We start from the raw sequence: 19,986 nt of genomic DNA on the forward strand, positions 1-19,986 counted from the left end.
TCTATGCCATATATCATACTCTATATTATGGTTCCTGCGCTAATTTTAATTATTGTTCTGTATGTATTCTTTCATAAGGAAGGAAATAAAACTTTGGATAAAAAATATCAAATCCAATTTAAAGTCAAATCTGGTAGATTTAAAATTGACAACATCAAACGTGGAGCTTCCGTAATCGGTTCTGCGGGAAGTGGAAAAACAGAAAGTGTCGTCTTCAATTTTTTGCGACATTTTAGCAAACATGCTTTTAGTGGTGTCATTCATGATTATAAAAACTTTGAATTGACCGAAATGGCGTATCCTCTTTTTAAGGCAGCTGAAATTCCTTTTTATATTATTTCTTTTGACTCAATTTATGACCGAGTAAATCCTATTGCACCTCGATATATGGAAAACGAGGAGAGTGTCAATGAAGTTTCAAGGGTGTTGATTGAAAATTTGTTGGAACAAAAAGAATCTGGTAGTTCAGGTACAACCCGGTTTTTTAATGATGCCGCAGAAGGTTTAATTGGTGGGCTAATTTGGAAGCTAAAAACGGCTTATCCGCAGTTCTGCACATTACCTCATTTAATAGCTATTTACCAACTTTTAGATACAGATAGCCTTATTGTGTTTTTAGAAAGTAATACGACTTCTAGAGCTATGGCAGATGCTTTTATAAGCGGAAAAGATTCTGATAGGCAAACCGCAGGAGTAAAAAGCACTTTAGCCAATGCTTTAAAAAAAATAAGTACACAACGTATTTTTATGACTTTATCCGCAGATGAAGTCCCATTAGATATTAATAACACAGAAAAATCAGGTGTGATATCTGTCGTAAATAACCCAAAATATGAAACGGCTTATTCCCCAATTATAGCAACTATTATCCACACCATTACAAAACAAATGAGTGTGAGAAATGCCAATCCTTCTTTTTTAATGATGGAAGAAGCACCTACCATTCGTTTACTGAATATGCATCGCATTCCTGCTACTTTAAGGAGTTATAATATTGCAACGATTTATGTAATGCAAGACAAAATTCAAAATGATATGATGTATGGTGATAAAGCAAGTAAAGCCATTCTAAGTAATTTATCATATCAGTTTTTTGGCAAAGTGAACGACCCTGATACCGCAAAGTATTATGAACGCTTTTTTGAAATTGTAAAAATGAAAACCACTAGTGTTAATAAGGGTTTTAATCTCAACTTTGATACTAGGGTAACTAAAGGAGAAAAAGAGGTTTCAAAACAAAGAGCAGATGTTTTTTTTAGATTAAAGCAAGGGGAGTTTATCACTTTTGCGGACGGTAAGGATAGAAAAGTTAGATTTGAATTACAAGATTTTGTAAAAGAACTACCAAATAAAAAAATCCATTATTCCAAAAATGTGTTACAATTAAATTATGAGAAAACTTATAAAGAAGTAAGGTCAATTTTTTCAAAATAATATTTTAGTATTTTGATTAAAAATAAGACTACAATAAAAACAATAAGATTAAATGATAAAGAAAGGACAAAACTCTTCTGAAATTTTAAAAGAAAAATTGGTTCAGCACATATATGGAAAAGGAAATAACAATGTTGTATTAAACCGGAATGATTATTTAATAAGAGAAGGGATTATTGAAAACAACATGTATATAGTTGAAAAAGGTAGCTTAAGAGTTTTTGTACGGCACGAGTCTGAAGAAATTACATTAAGACTTGGGTATAAGGGGTCTTGGATGACTTCTTTTCCCTCTTTTTTAAACAGTCAGCCATCCTTATTTAATATTCAAGCAATAAAGGAATGTACGTTATTTAAAATAAGTAAAAAAGATTTTTATTTATTCATTGAGTCCACAAATGAGAACCAGAAACTTTGGACAAAAATGCTTGAAGAATTTGCAGTGCAACAATTAGAAAGAGAATTAGATATTTCTATTCGAACACCTTTAGAAAGATATAATAGATTGTTGAAAAGAAGCCCTTGGGTCTTTCAAGAGATTCCTAATAAATATTTAGCATCTTATTTACGAATGAGACCTGAAACATTAAGCAGGTTAAAAAAACGTTGATTTCAGTCAATGTTTTATGTGGCTAAATATTTGACTTTTGATTTCTTAAATTTTAAAAATTAAATTGATGAAATCAGAACAAAACTATTCAACTGATAATACAACCATAACTAATCATAATTTTCAAAGCTTTATTGTTAAAATAGATAAAGAAGTAGCTTTCGTTACTTTCAATCATGGAGGGACCAATATTTTAGATTTAACTTCTGTTACTGAGCTTGTAGATTTAGCAAATATGCTGGAGGTAAATGAATCAATAAAAGTAATTGTTTTTCAAAGTGCTAACCCAGATTATTTTCTTTCTCACGCCGATTTTAAATTACTTCAAGATTTTAGAGATCAAGGCGCTTATGATAGTGATGAAATGCCATTGTATTCTGCCTTATTAGAAAAATTTAGGAAAATGCCTAAAGCCACCATAGCAAAAATACAAGGTAGAGCTAGAGGAGGTGGAGCAGAGTTTGTTATGGCAATGGATATGAGTTTTGGAGCAGAAAACTCTGCATTGCTTTCGCAAATGGAAATTATTATGGGCATTTTACCTGGTGGTGGAGCAGCTCAATATTTAGCAAGGAAAGTAGGAAGGTCTAGGGCAATGGAAATATGCTTGGGAGGAGGAGATTTTACCGCATTAGAAGCCGAAAAATACGGTTATATCAATAGAGCTTTACCAGACAATGAAATTGATTCTTTTGTAGCTGAACTTGCCTATAGAATAGCTGGCTACCCATTACAAGCTATTGCTCTTAATAAAGCTACGGTCAATTTATTTGAAAGCGATAGGGAACAAGAATTTATAACATCAAATGGATGGTTTTCTAAACTTGTTAAATCGTCAGAATTTGATGAAAGAGTAAATAAATTCTTCGCTCAAGGTGGACAAACTAGGATGGGTGAATTGGAGAATTGGAAGGAATGGGCGGACAAACTAAAATAGCTATCCCTAATAGCAGATAATAGTACAGCAGATAAAAGTGTAACTACCTTTTATTTTTCTTAATCTACATTATTTTTTGTTTGTTAACAAAGTTCAACCTTATGCCGATATTATGATACGCCCTTTTTGTCAAGGAAAAAGGCTTGATATCATTTAAATTAATAAAATATGTCAATAATAGATTTTATAATAGGACTTACTCTAATTAATACAATACCTCATTTTGTACTTGGAATATGGAAAGGTAGGATGTTTAGTGGATTTGGTTTTGGAAACAAGCAAAACACTGCATACGGATTACTCAATTTTGCTATTTCAGTTGGTTTATTTGTATATAAATATGGAATAGACGAAATATTGAGTAATGGTATTTATGCTGGTGCTGTTTTTGTAATAATATCATATCTAGTTTTGGGAAAAATTTGTTACAAGTATTTCCATGAAAAGCATTTAGAAAAATAATATAACAATCATTAGGTTCTATTTCTAAATCTCTAGGGAGGTGGTTATATATATACTATGTGCAAGTTGAAAAAACCATTAGACAAGAAAAAGAAATGAGTTATAATAAAAATTTCTTCGGAGAAATTGACAACGTTATCTTAAAAGAATACGATGTGAATTATACTCTTAAGTATGAAAAAGAGGTTGAGTTTTTAAAAAGAATACTTGGAGAAAACAGAGCTGAATTCTTTCACGTGGGAAGTACGGCAATTCCTGATATTGTTTCCAAACCGATAATTGATATAGCTATCGGACTTGAACAGTTTCCTTTAAATACAAGGGTAACAGAGCTGATTTTAAATTTAGGATACAAATATTGGGAAAACAACCCGAACAAAAATCATCAATTCTTCTTTAAAAATCTGCCAAGAACTCATCATTTACATTTTTACCCAATGGGATATAAAAAACTATCCGACCAAATCATATTTCGAGACAAATTAATTGTGGACAAGGAATTGAAAAATCAATACGAAAAGTTAAAAATAGATTTAGCTAAAAAATACAAAACTGATCGAGAAACATATACAGATAAAAAAGCTGATTTTGTTAAAATGGTTCTCGACAAATCCAGCATATAATACAATATATAAGCTATAGTTTCGTCAGTCCTCACTTAGAAAAATCGCAGAATTTTCCAAAGTCGGTTTCAATCAGTAAAGAACTGTGCCGAGACACGTGACAGCTAATATACCAAACAAACATTATGAATCAAACAATACCCTATTTAAAAAGTTCTTTCACAGTTGACGATATTATAGGATATAGATTTATGTCTATACCATATGGAAAACCTAAATTATTTCCTCACATATATTTTGTTGATGGATTAATGATTGATACAGGGCAAAGAAGAATGCAAGAAGAAATTTTTAAAGCAGTTAAGAATTTGAAAGTTGAGCAAATTTATATCACACATTTTCATGAAGACCATACAGGTAATATAGATAAACTCGAAAGTCATTATAATTGTCCAGTCTATGCATCAGAATTGTGTTGCGAAATAATGAAAGCACCACCAACGTTAGGTCTTAGTCGAAAATTATTAATGGGAGGTCGCCCAGCTAATTCAAATTTAATAGCTATATCAGATAAAATAGCCACTAATAAATTTGAGTTTGAAATAATTTCTGTTCCTGGTCATTCGTCTGATATGATGGCGTTATATGAGCCAAATCAGAAATGGTTATTCTCTGCAGATTTATTAATACTCATATTGGATATTTTTTAAAGGAGGAAAGTATAAGCGAACAAATCAGTTCGATTAAAAAAGTCTTGAAATTAGATTTCGACGTTTTATTATGTAGTCACAACCCACAGTTAGTAAATGGTAGACAAAAGTTAGAACAAAAACTCTTTTATTTACTAAATTTTGAATTACAAGTGTCTGAACTATATGTAAATAAATTCACGCCAAAACAGATTTTTAAAAAGCTTAAATTAAAAGAGTTTTATGGAGTCAAATTTTTATCTAACGGAGAACTATCCAAGTTAAATATGATAAAATCTGTAATCAGAGATATAGAAAGAAAAAAGACATTTTCAAAAAAACTTAATACAATGAATCAAGCTTAGTATTTAATAAATGAAAAAAAGAATCAATATATTATTAGTATTAATTATTTTGACCTCCAGTGTTTTAGAAGTAAGCTCTCAAAACACAAATGAAAAAATAATAAACGGAACATATGAAATAAATGCTTTACCTATAGTCTCAGGTAATACACTTACTCTATATTATAAACAACAATCTTCATTGTTAGATTTTGGAAAAAAAGTAGAATGGGATTATAAAAGAAGTAAGAGTTTTTTAATAGAAGATGATTTTGATGAAATAGATATCATTAGAGATATTATTGCCATTCGACATCAAAATACAGTTAAATTTTATGATAGTAATGATAATTGGAAGCACTTAAATAATGTCGATTTTAAGGTTCCATTCAACTGTGATGAAATAATAGCTTTTAAAGAATACTTAGGAGTTAGAGACGGGAATGATGTAAAATTTTACAAATTTTCATTTTCAGACCAAAGATGGAATTATAATAAAGATTTAGATTTTAGAATACCCTCTGGATTCGATGAAATTTATCCAATTATAAAAGCAATCGCTGTACGAAAAGATAATGTTATTAAATGTTATAATAGTAATAAAAATTGGGAACTTGATAATGATATGGGTGAATTTACAATTCCTCTGGACTATGATTATATAATGGTTTCTAGTTATAATATTGCAATTCAAAAAGACAATATCATTAAATTTTATAATGGATTGAAAAAGTTTACATATTCAGAGGGAGAAGATTTTATCATTCAGGATGATTAAACTCTGTACATAAAAACGCGCATTCTAGTTAAATTATAAGGTCATTTGAAGCTTTTATGGTTTAAAATTCAGGATGATGAGCTATTAGTTCTGATTAGGAGTAATATTTTCAAAAAATAACAATCTTAATCTACATTATTTTTCTTAATCTAAAAAATAGTGAAGTTTGTCCATGAAAAAAACAAATCTAGGTTTTGCTATAATCGCAATTTTATTTAGCAACCTTATCCAAGGACAAATAACTCAATTAGAGCTTTTTTCAGGAAATAACAAAACGGATTTTTCCTCATTCTCATTAAAACCTCTTAATGATAAAAAGACATTGTCCTTTTCAACATTAGCTTTCTTTCAAAAGTATCATCATAAGGAAGAATCTATTTTTGATGAAGTTGGTGTACAAGGCACACTTTATTGGAATTTCAGTAAAACTATTTCAGTAGGGCCATCGCTGTACTATAATAGTGTAACAGGATTAACACAAAGAATTTCCTTTTTGATGTCGAAAAAGGGGGAACACTTTGTTTTCAATATAATACCTACCGTTCTTTATTCTGAGAAAACAAAAAGTGTAAATGGAGAACTGTTTGTTTATGCTGAATATTCTAAACCATTAAAAAAACAATGGAGTTTAATAGTTTACGCCCAACTATTAAATAGTTGGGATAAATTTTCAATCCATGCAAGAAGTTTTCAGCAATTAAGAGTGGGTGTGTCACATAAAAACAATCAATTTGGTCTGGCAGTAGATTTTGATGAATATGGAAAGAAACCTATTAACCAAGGTTCATTTGGCCTATTTATTAGAAAAGTGTTTTTAAAAAAGGAAGGGTAGTTATTCTTAATGTACATTATTTTTTATGAAGTTAAATCAAATCATTTTTGCGAATCAATAATCAACTTAAAGTAAATTATGAAAAACTTAATATTTAAAACAAATGATGATTGGGTAGGTTTAATTGCTCGTGTAACACTTGGTATAGTTTTGTTTCCACATGGAGCACAAAAAATGTTAGGAATGTTCGGAGGGCAAGGTTTTAGTGCAACAATGGATACCTTTACAAAGCACATGGAACTACCATGGATTGTTGCCTTTTTGACAATATGTTTGGAGTTTTTTGGTTCAATTGCTTTGCTTATTGGTTTGGCTAGCAGAATATGGGCAATGTCTTTTATATTTCTTTTTTTAGGTATAATTTTTACCGTTCATATTGACCATGGTTTTTTTATGAATTGGCTTGGGAATCAAGAGGGAGAAGGATATGAATACGCATTGCTTGTAATAGGAATTGCGCTTGCTATATTAGTTAACGGAAGTGGTAAAAAGTCGTTAGATAGAATAATTATAGCATAATAATTATATTCAGAATTAATGAACTAATATTATGCAACAAATAAAATGGTTTGAAAGAAAATTTGATTTTTCTTATCAGCAAAATATTTTTCCATCAATCATTGAACGACTTGAGGGCACAATGATACGATTAGAAGAAAAGTTAAAGTTAATTCAACCCGAACTTCTAGAAATTAAACCAGAAAATAAATGGTCTATAAAAGAAAATGTAGGGCACTTAATTGATTTAGAACCTTTATGGTTTGGTCGATTGAGCGATATACTAAAACATAGTGAGTTTTTAAGACCTACCGATTTAGATAATAAAAAGACCGATTTAGCTTTACATAATAAAACAGACATTAATAGTTTGCTTATCCAGTTTCAAGATTTAAGAAACGTCCTGTTAAATAAGTTAGTTAAGTTAACAGAAGAGGAAGTATATAAAACGGCTTTACATCCCAGACTAAAAACACCAATGAGAACTATGGATTTATTTTTGTTTGTAGCAGAACATGATGACCATCATTTGGCCAGAATAAGTGAAATAATTACAGCTTTTAGTAATAAATAGTTTAATAGGTTTTCGGTTTAGTAATTATTATCTATAATAGACCAGTCTATTATAAATAATAATTACTACTTTTGTCAAGTAACAAATTGCACTTACCACAGCCCCAAATTTTTTAGATATGAAGTTCTTTAACCACTATCCAATTCCTAAATGGAAGATTCTAATTGCTTTGATATTAATTCTTGTAGGATTAAATCAAGTAAATAGCCAAAATGCTTGGTCTTATACAGGAATTCCATATACGGATTGGGATTATGACCCTTTTGCAATTGAATTAGAAACACCATCTGAATGGCCAAGCACAGCAAAACAAGACTATTATTATGTAGCTCCAAACCATCCAAATGCAACAGATGTCATTGAACAAGGAGAGCTTACAAGTGAATATGGACGATTTGGTTATCCTAATAGACCAAGAGCTACGATTCCTAGCCAAGGTTGGATTAATGATTTATTTACCCCTGGAACTATAATCTGGTTGAAGGGAGGTACATATACTTCTAGTAATTTTTACAGTACATGGTCTCCCCAATTTCAAGGAACTTCAAGTCAACCCATATGGTTATACGGAGACCCTGATGATAAACCTGTATTCTCAGGGGTATTTCTAGGAATGTTCAATAGTCGTCACGTCATCCTGGATAATTTACAATGGATTGATGACAATCAACAAAATGGAGTTCTAAGCCTTACCAGAGATAGAGCTTATCCAACACATCACGTAACATTACGAAATCTGAGATTTGAAAATCTTGATTATGTGGCAGGTGGAGGAGCCATTGTAAGTATAACATCTAATACAATAGAAAATGCTGAATTACACGATATTGTTGCATATAGAAATATATTCAAGAATTGTGGTGGTGGTTTTGATTGGATATCAAGAGATAATGACCATCATGCATATAAAGTAAATGGAAATATTGGGGGCAATGAAACGTATAGAATATGGATAATAAATAATAATGCAATCAAAGGGGATGATCCAGACCCCGTAGATGGATTGTTTAAAAGTTTGTCGGGTAATCTAGTTCAAGTTGGAGATCAGATAGCATCTTCTGGTGGGAATCATCACGTTTTTGTTGCAGGAAATTATCAAGAATTTGCTCGTCAAGCTTTGGGATGGACAAAGCGAGCTACAGATGTTCTTTTTTCAGGTAACTACTGTACAGATACGTATGCATTAGCAGGTGGAAACGGTCAATGTTACGGGCATTCATACGATTTGGGGGATTATAACTGGTGGATAAATAATGTAGGAACCAAATCCTCATCTGGTTGGATGCATACAGCAAACGACCCAATGACCGGGCCATTATTCATTATAGGAAATTTATTTTATGATAATAAGAATGGAGAAAGTAATGATAGCTGGAGATTATGTTCTGGTGTGACTTTATTTAGTCAATGGGGAGAACATTACTTTGTAAATAATGTTTTTGATAATAACTGTCATGGAATTTGGGCAAAGACGAACCGTCATGATAACCAAGCAAAGCTTCATATATATAATAATATATTCTCTAATATTTCAGCAAATATCGATGGGACTTCTAAATCAATTACGTTGGACACGTCAAACGGACTAGCGGTATTTGTAGAAAATAATTTATTTGATAATTATAGTGGAGAGGTTTCAGTAAACAATAATACGTATCAAACCCTAGCGAACCTTAATGCCCAAGATTGGACAGTAAATAATCTTTCTGGAGACCCTTTGTATGAAGATGTTGCGAATAACGAGTATAATATAAATGTAAACTCGCCTGCAATAGATTCTGGTACGCAGAACTATGCTAGTGGCATGCAAGATGTATACCAGCAGTATCTAGATCGTTATACAAATGATGAATTTTATCCAGGAGATCCTTCTGATTATTGGCCTAAAGACTATTTAAATACTAATAGAGTATTTAATGGAACAATTGATATAGGTGCTTATGAGTTTAATGATGGTAGTCTTGGAGTTATAGACATAGATGGAGAAGAAACACCTAATATAACCATAACACCTAACCCTACTAAAGATAATATTACAATTACATTAACTAATAATGAAAAGATAATTAACATAGCAATATTTACTTTATCAGGACAGAGAATAGGTTTTGATTATAATAACACTAATGAAATTAATGTTTCAGCATTAGCATCAGGAGTTTATGTCATCATGATTACATCTGAAAAAGGAAAGGAATTCTCGAAGAGAATTGTTAAAAATTAATCTTTAAAAGAGTTTAAGAAAATGGATAAGATATTAATTCCTTAATTAGCAATGTTAGATTTTTATTCAAATAAGATTAAACCTGCAGATTTTGGCAGCAGGTTTTTAGCAATATGTATTGATGCTTTTATTATAAGTATTATATCAGGTATGGTATTAGTTAATTCAATAGACTCATTGCTAGGTACAGGTTTGTTATTATGGAAGGTAAATGACCGAACAATGTTATTTGGATTATTATTCTATGTTATCGGCTTTCCTGTAGTTATAATATTGTATCAATCTTTTTTTGAAGCTTCTAAATTTCAAGGCACACTAGGTAAGCGAGTGATGAAGATTAAAGTAATAGATTATAGAGGAGGGAGAGCCTCATTTTTTTCCTGTTTTATCCGAAATTTGTCTAAGATAATATCGAGTGTATTAATGATAGGGTATTTAGTAGCTTTATTTACCGAAAACAAGCAAACGTTACATGATATCATTTCTGATACGTATGTTGTAGAAAATGAATAATGTAAAAAAAAGATGAAAATATTATTTTTATAAAATCACTTTTCATACTTTTGTAGACGACTGGTCTATTAATTGAATTATGAAAAGAGAAACAGTAGATAATATTTTAGCGATTGGAACCGATTTAGTTTTGAAAAAGGGGTACAATAACCTTGGCATTTTAGAAGTTTTAGAAACGGCTAATATTCCTAAAGGCTCTTTCTATTATTATTTTAAAAATAAGGAGGATTTTGGTTTACAGTTAATAAATTATTACTCTGAGCATTCTTTGAAAATTTTAAACAGTTACTTAGGAGATGAAAGTAAAAACCCTAAAGAAAGGTTGTTGCTTTTCTTTAATGATATGAAAAATGTTTATTCCGACAAAGGTTTTAAAGAAGGCTGTTTGTTAGGTAATTGTAGTTTAGAATTATCGGATATTTCTGAAACATTTAGCAACACTATAGCCTTAGAGTTAGATAGGTGGCAATCTTGCTTTGAAGAATGTATAGCAGAAGGTCAAGAAATAGGAGTAATTAAAAGAAACAAATCAGTTTCTGATACAGCAAGTTTTTTACTCTCAAGTTGGGAGGGTGCCATTTTAAGAATGAAATCATCGAAGAATAATGATTCTATTGATGTGTTTATCCAATTTATAGAAGAATTTATACTTTAATTCTTTTTTTTTGAATATAAGTAATAGACTGGTCTAATATTAATATAATAAATAATTTAAAAATGAAAAACGTAGTAATTACAGGTACTAGTAGTGGGTTTGGATACTTATCTACTTTGACTTTAGCTCGAAAAGGCTTTAAAGTATGGGCAACAATGAGGAATGCCGAAACAAAAAACGCTTTAAAAAAGGAAGAATTACTAAACCTAGCAAAAGCAGAAGGTTTAAATATTTCAGTAGTTGAGATGGATGTGACTAGCGATGATTCTGTTACATCAGCAATTCAGACAATTATTAATGAGGATGGTAAAGTAGACCATTTGGTCAATAACGCTGGCTATATGTTTGTCGGTATAACAGAAGCTTATAGTATGCAACAAGCAAAGGATCAATTTGAGACCAATTTTTTTGGTGTAATGCGTACAATAAAGGCAGTAGCTCCACATATGCGTAAGGAAAAGGAAGGAGTAATCATCAATGTTACTTCACTAGCTGGTAGACTAACATTTCCTTACTTCGGCATATACTGTGCAAGTAAGCACGCAGTTGAAACCTATTCACAGGCTTTGCGTTATGAGTTGGCTCCATTCGGAATTGAAGTAAGCATTGTTGAGCCTGGGCCATTTGGAACTAACTTATTGTTTACAGGACCTAAAGAGGCAGATCAAGAGGTTTTTAATGCGTATGGCGATTATAAAGATGTACCACATGCAATGTTGAAAAATTTTGAAGGTTTTTACGCTACAGATGACGCTAAAGACCCGCAATTAGTTGCAGATGATATTGCTTCTTTAATTGAGGCAGAACGTGGGTCTCGAGTTGAGCGAGTTGTGTCGGGAATAGATTACGGTTTGATAGAGTTAAATGAAAAGGTGGCACCTATTCAAACAGCTTTAGTTAAAGATGCTCTACAAATGGAACATCTTTTACAAGTTTCCAAATAGTGTTTTTTAGTTTAAATTAATAAGAGGCAGAAGACAATATAAACTTCTGTCTCTTATCAAAAAAAAAAGTTTAATGCAAAAAATAAATAACTTGACGGTAGGCCTACTGCTTTTTATAATGTTACCATTACAATTGGTAATTGCACAAACAATTTCTAATACTGATGATGGTTTTAATTTTTTTAAAGGGAAGTATTTAATTAGTGTCTCAGATGCCGATATGTTGGCCTCTGCCTATACAGATGGTAAGCTAGGTTCTAGAGAAGGAACAGATGTAATGTCAATAATAGATTTAAATAATAATCCAATTAAAAAAAATGTGATAGAAGTACCAGCGAGCAACTCGGTTGGTGGCCCACCGGCAGTTTTAGCAGTTGATGCATTGGGTGAATATGCCTATATAATTGAAACATTCACTCCTAGACCCAAGACTAATAATCAAGAGCATACATTCAATGATTTACTTTTAGGTGAGTTGTTGACAGTATATGACATAAAAGATAAGAAAGCCCCAAAACTTGTTGGGAAACATAAAATTAATAAGAGGCCTGTTTCTATTAATATTAGCCCTGATGGGATTAGACTTTTAATAAGTTATTATACTACGTTAGAAGATGAAAATCATCTAGGGGTTTATAACCTAGAGAATGGAAAAATTGTAGATGTTTATTATCCAAAATTACCAAGTTGGACTTCAAAAGATAAGCTAATTTATGCTTCATGGCATCCTAACGGAAAAACCATTTCAGTAATTAATAACGCCAAAGCGGAAGTTTCGTTTTTCAATATTGATACTGCAAAAAAAACAATGACTAAATGGGGAAATACGGTTTCCGTGGGTAAATTTCCAATGATTGGAAGGTTCTCTAAAAATGGAGAACACTTTTTGGTCAATAATACATTTTGGGGAACTGATGTTCAAGGAACCTGGAATTCGGCACCAAAAGGAACTATAGGAAATATCAGTTTGAATGTAGATGTAGAAAAAGGGAATGTGAGACATGAACTTTCATCTCAAGTAATGGTAGGGGTAAGTCCAGAAGGTTTTACAGTTTCACCCAAAGGAGATTTTGTGATTTCGGCTAACATGGAAAGAAGTTGGTTGCCTTATAACGATGCCAGACAAAGTTGGTTTAGTTCCTTATCCTTGATAAAAAGAAATCCAAAAACAGGAGCAATGAATGTAATACATACGCTCCCATATGAAGGTATTCTGCCAGAATCTCTAGTGTTTGATGAAACAGGTAAAAACATAGCGGTAACTACATACGACCATTTTGATGATACTATAAAAGGAGGGGCAATAGACTTTTTTAAAATTGTAGCAGACCCTTTAAATTCAGAACCAGAAATGCTCATGCAAACACGTTATAGTGTTCCTGTAACCCGAGGTCCGCACACAATGGTTTTAATAAAATAATAACATAAAAAGTAAAATGAAAATACAAAATTCAAATATTTTAATAACTGGAGGAAGTCTAGGTATTGGAAAAGAAACAGCCAGAATATTAGTTGAACAAGGCGCAACAGTAGTAATAACAGGTAGAAATAAAGAGAGATTAGAGAAAACGGCAATCGAAATAGGAGCTATTCCAGTAGTTTTTGATGTTTCAGAGCTAGTTAACTTAAAAGAAAAAGTAGCGGAATGTTTAACAATTCTCGATGGTAAAATAGATGTATTAATTAATAATGCAGGTATTGGTGTTTTTCCAAAGTTAGGAGAGATTACTGTTGAAGATTTTCAGAAAGTATATGCAACTAATGTGTTCGGTTTAGCATTGTTGACACAAGAGATTTCTAGAATATTTATCAAACAAAACCATGGAAATATTATAAATATAGGTTCTACTGCAAGTCAAAAAGGATTTGTTGGTGGTACCGTATATGCCTCTTCAAAGTTTGCATTAAGAGGAATGACACAATCATGGCAAGCAGAATTAAGAAAACATAATATTCGTGTAACCCTAATAAACCCAAGTGAGGTAACTACTGCATTTGCAAATGACGCAAGGGAAGAGCGTGCAGATGTGGATAATAAACTATCTGCGATAGAAATAGCAGATACAATTGTATCAACCTTATCAATCAATTCAAAAGGTTTCGTGCCAGAAGTTACTGTTTGGGCAACCAATCCATTTTAAGTAAAACTCATATGATTATCTCCCACAAAACATTAGACTTATACGATAAAATGTTGTTTGAAAAGGCAGTTATTAAGCCACCTTTTAACAAGCCGAACCTAATGCCAAATGAAGCTTGTTTTTTATATATAATGGAAGGGGAATATGATTCTATTTCTGAGGTTGAAAAATTAAGAATTAAAGCCGAAGAATCTGTGCTGATGAAATGTGGAAATTTTGTTTCTAAAATGCTACCAGAGAAAAAGGATGGAACGTACCAGGCAATAGCGGTTCATTTTTATCCGGAGATTTTAAAAAAGGCGTACGGTAATTCACTCCCTGCCTTTTTAAAAAAACACACGCAAAAAGAGCCATCTAATATGGTCAAGTTTGAGGCATTAACATTAATTAAAAAGTATATAGAAGGAATACTTTTCTATTTTGAGAATCCGAATTTGGTAAATGAAGATATATTAATTTTAAAGCTTAAGGAGATTATACTTTTACTGTTACACACAGGTAATTCTCAAAAAATAAAAGGCATACTATCCAACCTGTTTACTGAAAATTCGTTTGACTTTAAAGAAGTAATAGAAGCACACGTTTTTTCTTCCATAGGAATTTCTGAGTTAGCCTTACTAACCAATAATAGTGTATCCACATTCAAAAGAAAGTTTAAAAAGGAATATAATGATACGCCAAATAATTATATAAGAACAAGACGTTTAAATAAAGCAGCAAACTTACTCTCCATATCAGAATTAAGCATTTCTAGTGTAGCATTTGATTGTGGTTTTAATGACTTGGCTCACTTTTCAAAATCATTTAAGGAAAGGTTTAAAGTATCCCCATCAGTTTATAAAGTGACCCAAAAGCACAAATCATTGAACTAATACCCAAAGTAATTCCGCCTATTCTGGAACATCTTTGCAGTATTAATCTTAAATAAAACAAAAGATGAAAAATTTTTCAGAAAAAATTATACTTGATATGGATGTAACACCAGAGCAAGTATGGGAAGTAATCGGCAAAGTCGGTGGCGTTAATCAGTGGTTTAGTTCTCTTATTAAAACGTGTAAAGTAGAAAACGGAAAACGTTTTTGTGAAACTCATGACGGCTCCAAGTTAAACGAGGATATTATAAAAGTAGATGGAGATACTAGAACATTTGTTTATGGGATACCATCGCAAGAAATGCTACCTGTAGAAAATATTGTAGGAACAATGCAAGTAAACGAAGGTGCTAAAAATAAAGCTTCAGTTGAGTGGTCGGCAACATTTGATTCTACAGAAGAAAACGCTCCTATCGCCCAAGAAGCATTTAGGAATTTATGGACAATGGGGTTGAAAGATATGGAAACCTTTATTACTAACTCTTAAAATTATAATTATGAAAAATGGTATAAAAATAGTTTTTGGATTAAGTGTTTTTTTCTTGTCATTATCCTGTAACAATACTAAAACAAAAAACAAGACACTAGCGTCAAATAATGAAACAAAGAAAATAGAACCAAAGATGGAAAGTAAAAAAAATGAGGAAATAGTTAATGTTGCTTTAATGTACCTAAAAGAAGGTGAAGAAGAACGATTTGAAGAATATAAAAGAAAAGGAGGAGCTATACTTGAGCAATATGGAGGTAAAATAGAACGTGTGATTAAACCAACAATGTTGGCGCAAGGAGATATTGAAATGCCAGACGAAATTCATTTTGCTACATATCCAAATTTAGAAGCTTTTAATAATTTTAATAAAGATGAAGAATTTATCAAGATTAGAGATGAATATGCTATGCCTGCACTAAGAAATATAGCTGTGTTTACAAGTAAGAATACAGATTTTAAGTTTAAAAAAGAAGAAGGAGGTAAAGACAAAACATATGGTGTCGCATTGGTGTATTTTAATGAAGGGAAGAAATACGAAAAACAATTTGCGGAATATCACGATGAAGTTTGTGAAATTATGCCAGAATTTGGAACTCACTTTGAACGTTTTATAGCGCCTTTCCAATCAAAAGGAGAAGTGGAAATGCCAAATGAAATTCACAGATTTTATTTTGATTCTATGGAAGGATTAGAACAAATGGGTACAGATGAAAGAATGAAAGCATTATTTCCTAAAAGAGATGCATCACTTAAAAACTTACTATTCTTTATAGGGAATGCTACGCTGTAGTTAAAAGAATTGTATTTATAATCTTAATGATAAAATATAAGTCATTGCTACAAGAAAAGTATTCTTAAGGCAATGGCTTATTTGGGTTTAATAATTTTTAATATGAAAAAATATTTTGATTCAGAGTTTGTTACATTCTTACAAGAATTACCAGCGAATAATAATAAAGAATGGTTTCATGAAAACAAAGAGCGTTATAAAAAAGATGTAGAAAAACCTTTTAAAGAATTCATTTTTGATTTTATAAACGAACTTCAGCCGTATATACCAAATTTGAATATAGAAGAGAAAGAATGTGTTTTTCGAATTTATAAAGATGTTCGATTTAGTAAAGATAAAACCCCTTATAAGAATCATGTGTCTGCAATGATTAGTAGTGGTGGCAGAAAAGATAAAACGACACCTGGAGCTTATATACAGTTTTCAGGAGAAGATATTAGACTGTATAGTGGGTGTTTTGACCTTTCCTCTAGCGAAAAAGAAAAAATAAGGAATTATATCCTAAGTAATAGCAATGAGTTCGATGTATTAATAAGTGATTCCTCTTTTCAGAAAGTATTTACAGAGATAAGAGGAGAGAAACATAAAAGAATACCCGAAAAATATGTGAACTTGGCAGTTAAACAACCTTTGCTGTTTAATAAATCATTCTATTATTTTAAAAAATACAAGCCAGAATTCGCTTTGGATAAACAACTGATGGGTCAGTTGTTACAGGATTATAAAACAGCAATTGGAATAAATCAATTCTTTAGACAAGCCTTAGATTCTTAATTTTTTTTGATGGAGGAATACCTAGATATATTAAATGAATTGGATAGTAACCTTGAAAAGTTGGAATCAAGTTCTAGTGATATACTCTATAAATCAGAAAAAGCTATAAAAATCACTAAGAATACTTTGGAACAGTTTAGAGGTTTGGTTATAAATAAAGGGTTTAAAAACATGATTGAAGAAATTACGTTTTTTAAAACGTTAAAGCCCCAACTTTACAGTAAACTTATCTATTATGTAAAGTTGTTTAATATAGAAAGTAAACGACCAAGAAGTAGCAATAAATCACAAGTAAAATACCTCAATAAACATATAGACAAACTTCAGGTCTATTTTAATGATAATTTGGAGTTCTATCATTACCATAGAAGATGTGCAACCACATTAGATGAACAATACTTTATGAGGGGTAGAGAAGATATTCGTTTACATCCAGATACTTTTCATTTTTTTACAGACAAGCAGTTCTCAACAAGTCATGATTCTACTGTTGCAACAATAATGGCATACGATATGATTATTATTCATCTAAAAAAGGAGATAGATAAACTAGAAATGACAAATAGTATGGAATTCACAAATTCTGCAACCCCAATGTCTTCATCAAAATTATTTTGGACAGGAAACAAGACAGATTTAATAGAACTTATTTACGCTTTAGATAGCTGTGGTGCAATAAATAGCGGGACAGCTGACATTAAAGAAATGGCAGCAGTTTGTGAGCAAATATTCAATATAGATTTAGGAAACTATTATCACACATTTATTGAAATTAGGGCAAGGAAATCTAGTAAAACGAAGTTCATTGATAAGTTGAAAAAAACATTGATTGAACGTTTTAATCGATTGGATGAATAAAAACCATAGTTGTACCCAAGGTGGGTAAACTAAAAATAAAATGTATTCATTTTTTTTGTTGTCAATTTGTAGTCAGTATTTAATTTCTGCGAAACAATTTAAGTTATTGTAACTCGTTAAAAATGAGTGAAAAAACTACCCAACTTGGGTTTGACTATTGAATATTATAGGTTAAAACTTACCAAATTTGTAGGACGAAAGTCAAATCAATTCAAAGCCGTCATTTAAAAACTAAAATCATTGGCGGCTTTGTTTTCTAAAATCATTTCTACAAATATGGGAGCAACAATTATTACAACAGAAGACCTTCGAGAGTTTAAAATGGAACTACTCGATGACATTAAACAATTACTTACCAATCAATCTGGACATACTTCCAAGAAATGGCTTAAATCACCAGAAGTCAGAAACCTTTTAGGTATTTCCCCAGGCACATTACAAAACTTGCGTATTAATGGCACTTTGCCTTATACTAAAGTTGGTGGTGTATTATATTATGATTATCAAGAAATCATGCAAGTGCTAGAAAAGAACAGGATTCACAATAGGTATTAAGCTATTTTGGAAGATGTAAATTATAGGATCGAGTGTAAAGAAACAGTCCTGTGGATTGTTTTAACGAAGGAGCCGGCTGGCGCATTGGCATTGTATTTCTAACAGATTATGGAAGATGTAAACTATATAAAGCACCTCAATGGTGTGTTTGTGCAATTCTCTAAAGACACGCGCTTAAATCCAACACATATAAGTTTATATGTAGCCCTGTTTCAGCTTTGGAATAACAGCTTTTTTAAAGGTGAATTCTATATCAATCGTGTGGAAGTTATGGATTACTCTAAAATTGGCTCTAAGTCTACCTACCATCGTTGCATTAAGGAATTAAGTCATTGGAAATACTTGCTATATACACCATCCCATAATCCATTTAAGGGAAGTAGAATTAAGATGTTCGATTTTGGGACAAGTACTGAACAAGCTCTGTACCCAAGTCGTACCAATATTGAGACAAGTACTGGACAAGCATTGGTACGTATAAACAAACATATACAAACTATAGAAAACAGTAAAAACTTAAACAAACGGCAAAATTTTAAAAATTTAAATTCTCAGAACTCCGAAACTGAAAACGAACAAAACCCAGCCGTCCCATATCAGGACAACTTAAAAACTAGTTCAAATAAAAATTATGATGAGCCTTTATGAATAGCACTAAACCACATATCATCATTGAAGGCAGCATGCAATACCAATTGGGAGAACTTAAAGGCAATCAGATTATCTATGATTTTGATAAAATGCTGATGTATCTCAATGCAAAAGGAAAGCTCTTGTTCGGTTCTAAATTCAAAATATTTGATGAAGACCGAGACATACTTTTTAAACTCTGCAGCTACTTCATCAAGGATGCAGCCAATTGCCAAAAATTGAATATTGATATCAACAAAGGGATTCTACTTACTGGTCCTGTTGGTTGTGGAAAAACAAGTTTGATGAAATTGCTGCGACATATGGTGCCACACCAAAAACCGTATAAAATTATCCCTACCCGAAACATTGCATTTGGTTTCAACCACATTGGCTATAAAACCATTGAGGATTATGGCGATGGTCAATACTTCTGTTTTGATGATTTAGGAGTAGAGCCTATTGGGCGGCACTATGGGAAGGACTGTAATGTTATGGGGGAAATTCTTTTGTCTCGATATGAGTTATTTGTTGAACACAAAATAAAAACGCATTGTACAACTAACTTGAATGCTAAAGAGTTAGAGGAACGGTATGGTAATCGGGTACGTAGTAGAATGCGGCAGCTTTTTAATTTAGTGGCTTTTGATAAGGAAAGTAAAGACAAGAGAGTATAATCTTATAAGGTTGGTAATCGTTTGTGGAAATCCGTAAGAAATTATGTTAAATTTTTAATATATTTATAGGCGATAAAGCCAGATATAGATTTTTGTAAAGCTAATGGATATTCATTGGCTTTTTTATTTAAAAAATATTGAT

General features: G+C 31.5%; 24 protein-coding genes. All 24 read left to right on the forward strand.

Features of this window, described 5'->3' with window-relative positions; all coding sequences use genetic code 11:
• Nucleotides 1-3: 3 nt before the first annotated feature.
• Complete coding sequence (locus UH1x_RS11220; protein ID WP_482621766.1) at nucleotides 4-1,434, forward strand: type IV secretory system conjugative DNA transfer family protein; 1,431 nt, start codon at nucleotides 4-6, stop codon at nucleotides 1,432-1,434.
• A gap of 52 nt (nucleotides 1,435-1,486) precedes the next feature.
• Nucleotides 1,487-2,044, forward strand: coding sequence for a Crp/Fnr family transcriptional regulator (locus tag UH1x_RS11225; protein ID WP_482621767.1), 558 nt, complete (start codon nucleotides 1,487-1,489; stop codon nucleotides 2,042-2,044).
• Nucleotides 2,045-2,111: 67 nt separating this feature from the next.
• Nucleotides 2,112-2,981, forward strand: coding sequence for an enoyl-CoA hydratase/isomerase family protein (locus tag UH1x_RS11230; RefSeq protein WP_482621768.1), 870 nt, complete (start codon nucleotides 2,112-2,114; stop codon nucleotides 2,979-2,981).
• Between the two features lie 168 nt (nucleotides 2,982-3,149).
• Nucleotides 3,150-3,443 carry a hypothetical protein gene (locus tag UH1x_RS11235; protein WP_482621769.1) on the forward strand — a complete coding sequence of 98 codons (294 nt, stop codon included), beginning with the start codon at nucleotides 3,150-3,152 and terminating at the stop codon, nucleotides 3,441-3,443.
• 59 nt (nucleotides 3,444-3,502) lie between these two features.
• On the forward strand, nucleotides 3,503-4,066 hold the full coding sequence (locus UH1x_RS11240) for a GrpB family protein (protein WP_482621770.1): 564 nt from the start codon (nucleotides 3,503-3,505) through the stop codon (nucleotides 4,064-4,066).
• A 125-nt stretch (nucleotides 4,067-4,191) separates the two neighbouring features.
• A complete protein-coding gene (locus UH1x_RS11245) occupies nucleotides 4,192-4,716 on the forward strand; it encodes an MBL fold metallo-hydrolase (protein WP_482621771.1) in 525 nt (174 codons plus the stop codon).
• Between the two features lie 354 nt (nucleotides 4,717-5,070).
• Nucleotides 5,071-5,817, forward strand: a complete 747-nt coding sequence (locus UH1x_RS11250; protein WP_482621772.1) for a hypothetical protein — start codon at nucleotides 5,071-5,073, stop codon at nucleotides 5,815-5,817.
• A 172-nt stretch (nucleotides 5,818-5,989) separates the two neighbouring features.
• On the forward strand, nucleotides 5,990-6,649 hold the full coding sequence (locus UH1x_RS11255; RefSeq protein WP_482621773.1) for a hypothetical protein: 660 nt from the start codon (nucleotides 5,990-5,992) through the stop codon (nucleotides 6,647-6,649).
• Between the two features lie 78 nt (nucleotides 6,650-6,727).
• Nucleotides 6,728-7,168, forward strand: coding sequence for a DoxX family protein (locus tag UH1x_RS11260; protein WP_482621774.1), 441 nt, complete (start codon nucleotides 6,728-6,730; stop codon nucleotides 7,166-7,168).
• A gap of 31 nt (nucleotides 7,169-7,199) precedes the next feature.
• A complete protein-coding gene (locus tag UH1x_RS11265) occupies nucleotides 7,200-7,721 on the forward strand; it encodes a DinB family protein (RefSeq protein WP_482621775.1) in 522 nt (173 codons plus the stop codon).
• A 118-nt stretch (nucleotides 7,722-7,839) separates the two neighbouring features.
• Nucleotides 7,840-9,945 carry a T9SS type A sorting domain-containing protein gene (locus UH1x_RS11270; RefSeq protein ID WP_482621776.1) on the forward strand — a complete coding sequence of 702 codons (2,106 nt, stop codon included), beginning with the start codon at nucleotides 7,840-7,842 and terminating at the stop codon, nucleotides 9,943-9,945.
• Nucleotides 9,946-9,996: 51 nt separating this feature from the next.
• A complete protein-coding gene (locus UH1x_RS11275; protein ID WP_482621777.1) occupies nucleotides 9,997-10,458 on the forward strand; it encodes an RDD family protein in 462 nt (153 codons plus the stop codon).
• Nucleotides 10,459-10,537: 79 nt separating this feature from the next.
• Nucleotides 10,538-11,113 carry a TetR/AcrR family transcriptional regulator gene (locus UH1x_RS11280; protein WP_482621778.1) on the forward strand — a complete coding sequence of 192 codons (576 nt, stop codon included), beginning with the start codon at nucleotides 10,538-10,540 and terminating at the stop codon, nucleotides 11,111-11,113.
• Between the two features lie 62 nt (nucleotides 11,114-11,175).
• A complete protein-coding gene (locus tag UH1x_RS11285; protein ID WP_482621779.1) occupies nucleotides 11,176-12,057 on the forward strand; it encodes an SDR family oxidoreductase in 882 nt (293 codons plus the stop codon).
• 73 nt (nucleotides 12,058-12,130) lie between these two features.
• The gene (locus tag UH1x_RS11290) at nucleotides 12,131-13,477 is read left to right on the forward strand and encodes a hypothetical protein (protein ID WP_482621780.1); all 1,347 of its coding nucleotides are present in this window, start codon (nucleotides 12,131-12,133) and stop codon (nucleotides 13,475-13,477) included.
• Between the two features lie 16 nt (nucleotides 13,478-13,493).
• Nucleotides 13,494-14,198: an SDR family oxidoreductase gene (locus UH1x_RS11295; protein WP_482621781.1), complete on the forward strand. Its 705-nt coding sequence runs from the start codon at nucleotides 13,494-13,496 to the stop codon at nucleotides 14,196-14,198.
• A gap of 11 nt (nucleotides 14,199-14,209) precedes the next feature.
• Nucleotides 14,210-15,070: a helix-turn-helix transcriptional regulator gene (locus UH1x_RS11300; RefSeq protein ID WP_482621782.1), complete on the forward strand. Its 861-nt coding sequence runs from the start codon at nucleotides 14,210-14,212 to the stop codon at nucleotides 15,068-15,070.
• A 97-nt stretch (nucleotides 15,071-15,167) separates the two neighbouring features.
• Entirely contained in the window at nucleotides 15,168-15,557 is a 390-nt protein-coding gene (locus tag UH1x_RS11305; protein WP_482621783.1) for an SRPBCC family protein, read from the forward strand.
• A 10-nt stretch (nucleotides 15,558-15,567) separates the two neighbouring features.
• Nucleotides 15,568-16,350 carry a hypothetical protein gene (locus UH1x_RS11310; RefSeq protein WP_482621784.1) on the forward strand — a complete coding sequence of 261 codons (783 nt, stop codon included), beginning with the start codon at nucleotides 15,568-15,570 and terminating at the stop codon, nucleotides 16,348-16,350.
• Between the two features lie 102 nt (nucleotides 16,351-16,452).
• Nucleotides 16,453-17,124: a DUF2461 domain-containing protein gene (locus tag UH1x_RS11315; RefSeq protein WP_482621785.1), complete on the forward strand. Its 672-nt coding sequence runs from the start codon at nucleotides 16,453-16,455 to the stop codon at nucleotides 17,122-17,124.
• A gap of 9 nt (nucleotides 17,125-17,133) precedes the next feature.
• Nucleotides 17,134-17,982 carry an RteC domain-containing protein gene (locus tag UH1x_RS11320; RefSeq protein WP_482621786.1) on the forward strand — a complete coding sequence of 283 codons (849 nt, stop codon included), beginning with the start codon at nucleotides 17,134-17,136 and terminating at the stop codon, nucleotides 17,980-17,982.
• 276 nt (nucleotides 17,983-18,258) lie between these two features.
• Nucleotides 18,259-18,537, forward strand: a complete 279-nt coding sequence (locus UH1x_RS11325) for a helix-turn-helix domain-containing protein (protein WP_482621787.1) — start codon at nucleotides 18,259-18,261, stop codon at nucleotides 18,535-18,537.
• A 108-nt stretch (nucleotides 18,538-18,645) separates the two neighbouring features.
• A complete protein-coding gene (locus UH1x_RS11330; RefSeq protein WP_482621788.1) occupies nucleotides 18,646-19,185 on the forward strand; it encodes a hypothetical protein in 540 nt (179 codons plus the stop codon).
• On the forward strand, nucleotides 19,182-19,844 hold the full coding sequence (locus tag UH1x_RS11335; RefSeq protein WP_482621789.1) for an ATPase: 663 nt from the start codon (nucleotides 19,182-19,184) through the stop codon (nucleotides 19,842-19,844). Before UH1x_RS11330 ends, UH1x_RS11335 begins: the two co-directional genes overlap by 4 nt.
• Nucleotides 19,845-19,986: the final 142 nt, after the last annotated feature.

Source organism: Maribacter sp. UH1, assembly GCF_056839145.1.

Excerpts from the sequence above, each read along its gene's own strand:
- UH1x_RS11255 (WP_482621773.1), top strand. The coding sequence starts at position 5,990 with ATGAAAAAAACAAATCTAGGTTTTGCTATAATCGCAATTTTATTTAGC.
- UH1x_RS11315 (WP_482621785.1), top strand. The coding sequence starts at position 16,453 with ATGAAAAAATATTTTGATTCAGAGTTTGTTACATTCTTACAAGAATTA.
- UH1x_RS11285 (WP_482621779.1), top strand. The coding sequence starts at position 11,176 with ATGAAAAACGTAGTAATTACAGGTACTAGTAGTGGGTTTGGATACTTA.
- UH1x_RS11335 (WP_482621789.1), top strand. The coding sequence starts at position 19,182 with ATGAATAGCACTAAACCACATATCATCATTGAAGGCAGCATGCAATAC.
- UH1x_RS11300 (WP_482621782.1), top strand. The coding sequence starts at position 14,210 with ATGATTATCTCCCACAAAACATTAGACTTATACGATAAAATGTTGTTT.
- UH1x_RS11320 (WP_482621786.1), top strand. The coding sequence starts at position 17,134 with ATGGAGGAATACCTAGATATATTAAATGAATTGGATAGTAACCTTGAA.
- UH1x_RS11235 (WP_482621769.1), top strand. The coding sequence starts at position 3,150 with ATGTCAATAATAGATTTTATAATAGGACTTACTCTAATTAATACAATA.
- UH1x_RS11230 (WP_482621768.1), top strand. The coding sequence starts at position 2,112 with ATGAAATCAGAACAAAACTATTCAACTGATAATACAACCATAACTAAT.
- UH1x_RS11305 (WP_482621783.1), top strand. The coding sequence starts at position 15,168 with ATGGATGTAACACCAGAGCAAGTATGGGAAGTAATCGGCAAAGTCGGT.
- UH1x_RS11325 (WP_482621787.1), top strand. The coding sequence starts at position 18,259 with ATGGGAGCAACAATTATTACAACAGAAGACCTTCGAGAGTTTAAAATG.
- UH1x_RS11290 (WP_482621780.1), top strand. The coding sequence starts at position 12,131 with ATGCAAAAAATAAATAACTTGACGGTAGGCCTACTGCTTTTTATAATG.
- UH1x_RS11275 (WP_482621777.1), top strand. The coding sequence starts at position 9,997 with ATGTTAGATTTTTATTCAAATAAGATTAAACCTGCAGATTTTGGCAGC.
- UH1x_RS11270 (WP_482621776.1), top strand. The coding sequence starts at position 7,840 with ATGAAGTTCTTTAACCACTATCCAATTCCTAAATGGAAGATTCTAATT.
- UH1x_RS11310 (WP_482621784.1), top strand. The coding sequence starts at position 15,568 with ATGAAAAATGGTATAAAAATAGTTTTTGGATTAAGTGTTTTTTTCTTG.
- UH1x_RS11280 (WP_482621778.1), top strand. The coding sequence starts at position 10,538 with ATGAAAAGAGAAACAGTAGATAATATTTTAGCGATTGGAACCGATTTA.
- UH1x_RS11225 (WP_482621767.1), top strand. The coding sequence starts at position 1,487 with ATGATAAAGAAAGGACAAAACTCTTCTGAAATTTTAAAAGAAAAATTG.
- UH1x_RS11295 (WP_482621781.1), top strand. The coding sequence starts at position 13,494 with ATGAAAATACAAAATTCAAATATTTTAATAACTGGAGGAAGTCTAGGT.
- UH1x_RS11330 (WP_482621788.1), top strand. The coding sequence starts at position 18,646 with ATGGAAGATGTAAACTATATAAAGCACCTCAATGGTGTGTTTGTGCAA.
- UH1x_RS11250 (WP_482621772.1), top strand. The coding sequence starts at position 5,071 with ATGAAAAAAAGAATCAATATATTATTAGTATTAATTATTTTGACCTCC.
- UH1x_RS11265 (WP_482621775.1), top strand. The coding sequence starts at position 7,200 with ATGCAACAAATAAAATGGTTTGAAAGAAAATTTGATTTTTCTTATCAG.
- UH1x_RS11220 (WP_482621766.1), top strand. The coding sequence starts at position 4 with ATGCCATATATCATACTCTATATTATGGTTCCTGCGCTAATTTTAATT.
- UH1x_RS11245 (WP_482621771.1), top strand. The coding sequence starts at position 4,192 with ATGAATCAAACAATACCCTATTTAAAAAGTTCTTTCACAGTTGACGAT.
- UH1x_RS11260 (WP_482621774.1), top strand. The coding sequence starts at position 6,728 with ATGAAAAACTTAATATTTAAAACAAATGATGATTGGGTAGGTTTAATT.